8 protein-coding genes are annotated in these 6,106 nt (G+C 71.4%); 7 read left to right on the top strand and 1 reads right to left on the bottom strand.

Annotated features, from left to right (window positions below; all coding sequences use genetic code 11):
* Positions 1–78: 78 nt before the first annotated feature.
* Complete coding sequence (gene soxR / locus FXO23_RS44215; protein WP_158893818.1) at positions 79–534, bottom strand: redox-sensitive transcriptional activator SoxR; 456 nt, start codon at positions 532–534, stop codon at positions 79–81.
* A gap of 104 nt (positions 535–638) precedes the next feature.
* On the opposite strand from soxR, the gene FXO23_RS44220 reads away from it, so the two are divergent.
* From FXO23_RS44220 to FXO23_RS44250, 7 genes are all read left to right on the top strand, one after another.
* Entirely contained in the window at positions 639–1,181 is a 543-nt protein-coding gene (locus FXO23_RS44220) for an NADPH-dependent FMN reductase (protein ID WP_158893820.1), read from the top strand.
* A gap of 81 nt (positions 1,182–1,262) precedes the next feature.
* Positions 1,263–1,583, top strand: coding sequence for an ArsR/SmtB family transcription factor (locus tag FXO23_RS44225; RefSeq protein ID WP_158893822.1), 321 nt, complete (start codon positions 1,263–1,265; stop codon positions 1,581–1,583).
* Positions 1,580–2,536 (top strand): SRPBCC family protein, encoded by a 957-nt coding sequence (locus FXO23_RS44230; RefSeq protein WP_158893824.1) that lies wholly within the window; start codon positions 1,580–1,582, stop codon positions 2,534–2,536. Before FXO23_RS44225 ends, FXO23_RS44230 begins: the two co-directional genes overlap by 4 nt.
* A 5-nt stretch (positions 2,537–2,541) precedes the next feature.
* Positions 2,542–3,093, top strand: a complete 552-nt coding sequence (locus FXO23_RS44235) for an SRPBCC domain-containing protein (protein WP_158893826.1) — start codon at positions 2,542–2,544, stop codon at positions 3,091–3,093.
* Positions 3,094–3,144: 51 nt separating this feature from the next.
* Entirely contained in the window at positions 3,145–4,320 is a 1,176-nt protein-coding gene (locus FXO23_RS44240) for a sensor histidine kinase (RefSeq protein ID WP_158893828.1), read from the top strand.
* Entirely contained in the window at positions 4,317–4,988 is a 672-nt protein-coding gene (locus FXO23_RS44245; RefSeq protein ID WP_158893830.1) for a response regulator, read from the top strand. The genes FXO23_RS44240 and FXO23_RS44245 overlap by 4 nt, the downstream gene beginning before the upstream one ends.
* 57 nt (positions 4,989–5,045) lie before the next feature.
* Positions 5,046–6,044: a hypothetical protein gene (locus tag FXO23_RS44250; protein ID WP_246258438.1), complete on the top strand. Its 999-nt coding sequence runs from the start codon at positions 5,046–5,048 to the stop codon at positions 6,042–6,044.
* The last annotated feature ends 62 nt before the right edge of the window (positions 6,045–6,106 follow it).

The following is a 6,106-nucleotide window of genomic DNA, read 5'->3' on the forward strand; positions in this document are numbered from 1 at the left end:
ACACCCTTCGCCCGGCACCGTCGCCGTTCGCAGGCTCGCACGCGCACGCCCCGGAAAACGACCGCCAAGCGGCGGAAGTCAGCAGCGCAGAAGTCGCCGAGGCCCCGGCCCCTGGCAGGCGAGTTCGTCGTACGGATTGGCCAGCGCGCACCGGTCGATGGACAGGCAGCCGCAGCCGACGCAGTCGGTGAAATCGTCGCGCAGCTGTTCCAGGTGGCGGATGCGCTCGTCGAGTTCGGACTTCCAGCGCCGGGACAACCGTTCCCAGTCGGCGCGGGTCGGGGTCCGGGCGTCCGGCAGTTCGGCGAGCGCGGCCCGCACGTCGGCGAGTGGGATCCCGACCCGCTGGGCGATCCGGATCAGCGCCACGCGCCGCAGCGTGTCGCGCCGGTAGCGCCGCTGGTTCCCGGCGGTCCGCCGGCTGGTGATCAGGTGCTGGCGTTCGTAGAAGTGCAGCGCCGAAACGGCCACCCCGCTGCGTGCGGCGAGCTGCCCCACGGTGAGCTCGTGCTGATCCCAGCCTGCTTCGTTCATCGCACCGGTTTCCCGTCGAAGTTGACCTTAACAATACTTCAGGTTTTACCGTCGAGCGGACCGGTGGTCAAGAGCGAAGACCTCCGCCGAGAAAGGACATTTCCGTGTCAGACACTCATTTCCAACTCGCGGTGATCGTGGGCAGCGTCCGCGAGGGGCGGTTCGCGCCGGTCGTCGCGAACTGGTTCACCGGACAGGCGGCCCGGCGCGAGGACGTGCGGCTCGACGTCATCGATCTCGCCGAAACCGGGATTCCCGGCGACGGCTTCGGCGAACGGATCGGCGCGGCCGACGCCGTGGTGGTCATCACTCCCGAGTACAACCACGGCTATCCGGGGCCGCTGAAGAGCGCCATCGACTCGCTGAACCCGGAATGGCACGCGAAACCCGTCGGTTTCGTTTCCTACGGCGGGCTGTCCGGCGGGCTGCGCGCGGTCGAACAGCTGCGGATCGTCTTCGCCGAACTGCACGCGGTCACGATCCGGGAAACCGTCAGCTTCCACATGGCGGGCGCGCAGTTCGACCGGGACGGCAATCCGCGCGACCCCGAGGCGGTCAACGCGGCCGCGAAGGCCCTGCTCGACCAGCTCGCCTGGTGGGCGCACGCGGTGCGCGAAGCGCGATTGGTCCGCCCGTACGCCTCCTGAGCGATCGAGGGCCCTTCCCGCCCCCGGGAAGGGCCCTCAACGACTTGACACCGCATATGCCTATCGGGCTATATTGCCACCATGGCAACAACGTTCGAGGTTCTGGCGGAGCCGCGGCGCCGGGAGATCCTGGATCTGCTGCGGGCGGGTGAGCGCCCGGTGGGGGATCTGGTCGAGCGGCTCACCCTGACCCAGCCGACGGTTTCGAAGCATCTCAAGATCCTCCGCGAGGCGGGCCTGGTCGAGGTCCGGCAGGACGCGCAGCGCCGCTGGTACCGGCTGCGGCTGGAGCCGCTGATCGAGATCGACGAATGGCTCCGGCCGTACCGGCAGCTGTGGAACGACAGCCTGGATGCCCTCGAACGGCACCTGGACACCATGCCCGACGAGGAGGCGCGATGACCGAGTATCAGGCCACTTTGGACACGATCGCCGGGAAGCCGGTGCTGCGCTTCGAGCGGCGCCTGCAGCATCCGCCGTCGAAGGTGTGGCGCGCGGTCACCGATCCCGCCGAGCTGAAGCACTGGTTCCCGGCGGCCGTGGAAACCGAGTTGAAGCCGGGCGCGAAGATGCGTTTCGTCTTCCCCGACGAGGCCCCGATCGACGCCACCAGCGAGGGCGAGGTCCTGGAGTTCGACCCGCCGAAGGTTTTCGCCTTCCGCTGGATGGAGGACGTCCTGCGCTTCGAACTCGTCCCGGACGGAGGCGGTTGCCTGCTGGTGTTCACCCAGTCCGTCGGCGGCGGGTGGATCGGCGGCCTCGCCGCGGGCCGCAACGCGATCGGCTGGGACGTGTGCCTGGCCGGGTTGGAGGCGTTCCTGGCCGACCGCTCCTTCGAGCAGCCGGCCGAATGGCTCGCCCCGATGGAGCGCTACATCGCGAAGTTCGGCCTGGACAAAGGCGAGGTCCGCAGCACGCCCGAAGGCTACGAGATCTTCTTCGCCCGCGACCTGGTCTGGAAACCGGTCACCGAGGTGTGGTCCCTGCTCACCGAGGAAGGCGCCGTGGAGCGGGGCGCCGAGCCGCCCCTGCCCGCCACCAACGGTTACGTGCCCGCGGGCCCGGTCACCGAAGCCGAGGCCCCGCGCGTTCTGGAGTACGCATGGCTGCACGAGTGCGAACCGGCCGGACGGGTCCGCTGGGAGATCCACCACGACCCCGAACTCGGCACCCGCGTGGAACTCACCCAGACCCTGCCCACCCGGTTGGCGGACCTCCGCGCCACCGCCCTCGCCGCCTGGCACGTCCAGCTCGAGCTGTTCTTCGCCGCCACCCACGGCGAAATCCGCTGCCCCTGGCCGGAAGCCCGCACCGAGGAACTCCGCCGGCACTACACGGACCAACTGGCGGAGTGACCCCGATGAACGCCAACGGAACTCTGCACCAGGTCGGCACCGGCCGACTCCTGCTCCGCTTCGAGCGCAGGTTCGCCCACCCGCCGGAAAAGGTCTGGCGCGCGCTCACCGAAACCGCCGAACTGGCGGGCTGGTTCCCGGTGTCGGTGCTCGACTTCGACCCTGCCCCCGGCGCCCGCCTCCGCTTCGACCTGACCGCCGAAGCCAGGCGCCGCATGGACATCCCAGCCGATCAGGACACCGTCTCCACCGGCCGAATCACCCTCGCCGACCCGCCCAAGGTGCTCGAATACACCTGGGACACCGAAGTCCTCCGCTGGGAACTGACCGCGGACGGCGCGGGCGGCTGCGTGCTCGTGTTCACCGACACCTTCGACGCCCCGGGCGAAGCCCCGGAATTCACCGAAACCTGGGCCGCCGATATGGCCAGCGGCTGGCACGTCAGCTTCGAAGTTCTCGCCGAGCACCTCGAGGGCCACCAGGTCACCTGGTCCGTCTGGGACCGCGCCGCGGAATTCCACCAGCAGTACCTGGCCGCCCCTCCACCCACGGGATGACCTCCGCGAGACCGACGCGACCGGCCCGCCGAACCGCTACCGTCACCTTCCGTGGACCAACGACGCGGCCCGCGCGGCAGGCGGCTGCGCGGGCTCCACCTCTACGCCCTGGACGCCCTCGCCGCGATCGCGTGGACGACCGTCTACATCGGATTCGCGTATCCGAGCGCGCCGGACGGCCAGCCGAGTTTCACCGGGCCGGAGTGGCTCGCCTACCTGGTGGCGGCCGCCGTCGGCCTGCCGCTCGCGGTGCGGCGGCGGTGGCCGATCCCGGTGCTGGGGCTCGTCCTCGCCGGGATGGTCGCGGCCACGCTGCTGAACATGACCCGGGAACCCTTCAGCGCGGTGATGTTCGCGCTGTACCTGGTCGGCCTGGACGAACCCTTCCGCCGGTCGATCACCGCGCTCGCCGGAACCCTGGCGATCTCCGGCGCGACCCTGCTGGTCAGCTTCCTCGGCGAACCGGCCCCGGACTGGGGCGGGCCGCAGTTCTACTGGGCCGTGGTGTGGCTCTACTGCGCGGCGGGCTGGGCGACTGGGTTCATCGTGCGGACCCGGCGGGAACAAACCGTCCGGGCGCGGGAGCTGTTCGCCGATCAGGCACTCGCCGACGAACGCCTGCGCATCGCGCGGGAACTGCACGACATCGTGGCGCACAGCATGAGCCTGATCGCGGTGAAGGCGGCGGTCGGCAACCACGTCGCCGCGGAACACCCCGAGGAAGCCCGCGACGCGCTGCGCGTCATCGAATCGACCAGCCGCGGCGCGCTCACCGAAATGCGGCGACTGCTCGGCGTCCTCCGCTCGGAACAGTCCACAGAGGACGCCGAACTCGGCCCCGCGCCGGGGCCCGCCGCACTCGGAGAGCTGGCGGAGCTGGCCCGGATCGGCGGCGCCGAAGTCGACCTGGAAGTCCAGGGCATCGAAGACATCGGCGAAGGGATCGGCCTTTCGGTGTACCGGATCGTCCAGGAGGCACTGACCAATGTGGTCAAACACGCGGCACCGGCGCGCTGCCGGGTCCGGGTCACCGGCGACGGGCGCCAGATCCGCATCGAGGTGACCGACGACGGGCACCGGCCCCCGGCGCACGGCGGGCCGGGGCACGGCCTGATCGGCATGCGCGAACGCGTCATGCTGTACGGCGGGGACTTCACCGCGGGGCCGCGACCGGAAGGCGGCTTCCGGGTGACCGCGACCCTGCCCTACGACGAGGTGGCCGAATGAACGACATCCGGGTGCTGATCGCCGACGATCAGGCGTTGCTGCGCGGCAGTTTCCGCGTGCTCGTGGACACCTCGCCCGGGCTCGCGGTGGTCGGCGAGGCGGGCGACGGCGCCGAGGCGGTGGACCTGGCGCTCGCCGAACGCCCGGACGTCGTGCTGATGGACGTCCGGATGCCCGGGGTCGACGGCATCGAGGCGACCCGGCGGATCTGCGGCGCCCCCGAGGCCGAAGGCGTGCGCGTGCTCATGCTCACCACCTTCGACCTCGACGAGTACGTCTACTCGGCGTTGCGCGCGGGGGCGAGCGGGTTCCTGCTCAAGGACACCCCGCCGAACGACCTGCTCACCGCGATCCGGGTGGTGGCCGCGGGCGAGGGCCTGCTCGCGCCCACGGTCACCCGCCGCCTGATCGCCGAGTTCGCCCGGCGCCCGGAGCCGGTCCGCACGCTCATGCGGGAACTCGACGGCGTGACCGGGCGGGAACGCGAGGTGCTCACGCTCATCGCGCGCGGGCTGTCCAACACCGAGATCGCGGAACGGCTGCACCTGAGCCTGGCCACGGTGAAGACGCACGTCGGCCACCTGCTCACCAAACTCGCCGCCCGGGACCGCGCCCAGCTGGTGATCATCGCGTACGAAACCGGTCTCGTCGCGGCGGCGCGGAAGTAGAACGGTTTGGCGGGAATTCACCCGGCGGCTCCCTCCCCGGGCTAAGGTCTGCCGCTCGTGAACCTCCTGTCGCGCCGCACCATCCTGACCGGCACGCTGGCCGGAACTGCCGTCCTCTCCGGCGGCGTCGCCGAGGCCCGCCGCCGCCTCCGCGTACTGGTCGCGACGAACGAACCCTGGGGCACCTACCACGTGCGGCCGCTGCTCGGCGAGGCCGCGCGGCGCGGCTGGCGGCTCACCCAGCTCGTGCCCGATCTCGCGCGGCTGGCGCCGGACGATCCGGTCCCCGCGGCCGTGCCCGAGCACGCCCCGCCCGCCGATCTGCTGGTGGTCACCGGGGCCGGGGACTGGCCCGCCGACTGCGCCGCCCTGCTGCGGCGACTGCCCCTGGTCGCCAGTTCCCTCGCCTACCAGAACCCGGTCGAAGCGCCCCGGGCCCGCGAACTGCGTCACCGCCTGCGCGCGCTCACCGCGTCCTCGCCCGCCGAGGCCCGCGCGTTCGGCCGCCACCTCGGCACTCGGCGGCCGATCCGGGTGGTCGGCTCCCCGCAGACCGATGCCCTGCCCCGGCGCGCGCCGGAACCGGATCTGGTGCTCGTGCTGACCAGCGTGACCCGCCCCGATCCGACCGGCGGGGCCGCGCCCGGCACCGAATTGCTCCTCGCCTGCGCGGAGAAACTCGCCGCCGCGGGCAAGCGCATCCTGGTGGGCCTGCATCCCCGCGAGGACCGCACGCTCTGGGACCGCTACGAGATCAGCGCGGTGCCGTCGGTCCAGGCCGCGGCGCGCGCCGAAGCGGCGATCGGCATTCCCGGCACGGTGTTCCCGCTGATCGCCGCGGTGGGCACCCCGGTGATCGGCTGCACGGACCCCGCGCTCGCGGTGCCGGACTACCTGCGCGCGGTCTGCTCGGCCACGATCGAAGACCCCGGGCTCGCCGAAGCCGCGATCGAAGACGCCCACCTACCGGATCCTCACGTGCTGGCCGACGCGGTGGGCCCGATCGGCGGCTCCACCCGCCGCCTCCTCACCACCTGGTCCCACACCACCTGGTAACCGCTTCCCCCAATGGGGAGTTTTCATCCTGTTGGTGCTGGTCAGTGGGGTTGACGGTGGCG

This window comes from Amycolatopsis anabasis (assembly GCF_009765355.1).
Lineage (GTDB): Bacteria > Actinomycetota > Actinomycetes > Mycobacteriales > Pseudonocardiaceae > Amycolatopsis > Amycolatopsis anabasis.

Excerpts from the sequence above, each read along its gene's own strand:
- FXO23_RS44230 (WP_158893824.1), top strand. The coding sequence starts at position 1,580 with ATGACCGAGTATCAGGCCACTTTGGACACGATCGCCGGGAAGCCGGTG.
- FXO23_RS44225 (WP_158893822.1), top strand. The coding sequence starts at position 1,263 with ATGGCAACAACGTTCGAGGTTCTGGCGGAGCCGCGGCGCCGGGAGATC.
- FXO23_RS44235 (WP_158893826.1), top strand. The coding sequence starts at position 2,542 with ATGAACGCCAACGGAACTCTGCACCAGGTCGGCACCGGCCGACTCCTG.
- FXO23_RS44245 (WP_158893830.1), top strand. The coding sequence starts at position 4,317 with ATGAACGACATCCGGGTGCTGATCGCCGACGATCAGGCGTTGCTGCGC.
- soxR (WP_158893818.1), bottom strand. The coding sequence starts at position 534 with ATGAACGAAGCAGGCTGGGATCAGCACGAGCTCACCGTGGGGCAGCTC.